We start from the raw sequence: 384 nt of genomic DNA on the forward strand, positions 1-384 counted from the left end.
GTATTCCAGCGAGGTCAGGCGCAGGGGCTCGCCATTGACGCTGGCGCGCGCCGCGCGGGGATCCAGCCGCAAGCCGCCGCACGACAGCGTCGCCGAGGCGATGCCCGCCGAGCGGCGCAGCAGCGCCCGCAGACGCGCCAGCAGCTCTTCGGTATGGAAGGGCTTGGTCAGATAGTCATCGGCGCCGGCATCGAAGCCCGCCACCTTGTCCGACCAGGCGCCGCGCGCCGTCAGGATCAGGACCGGCGTCGTCTTGCCCTCGCGCCGCCAGCGCTCCAGCACCGACACGCCGTCGATCTTGGGCAGCCCCAGATCCAGGACAATGACGTCATAGGGTTCGTTCTCGCCCAGATAATGGGCTTCTTCGCCGTCCGGTGCATGGTC

At 69.3% G+C, this 384-nt stretch carries 1 protein-coding gene; it reads right to left on the minus strand.

The genetic code is table 11. The features are described from left to right. Positions 1-384: response regulator (locus JWG43_RS21215; RefSeq protein WP_205244510.1), on the minus strand; the 384-nt coding region annotated here is incomplete at both ends.

The organism is Desulfobulbus alkaliphilus, from assembly GCF_016918545.1.
GTDB lineage: Bacteria > Desulfobacterota > Desulfobulbia > Desulfobulbales > Desulfobulbaceae > Desulfobulbus > Desulfobulbus alkaliphilus.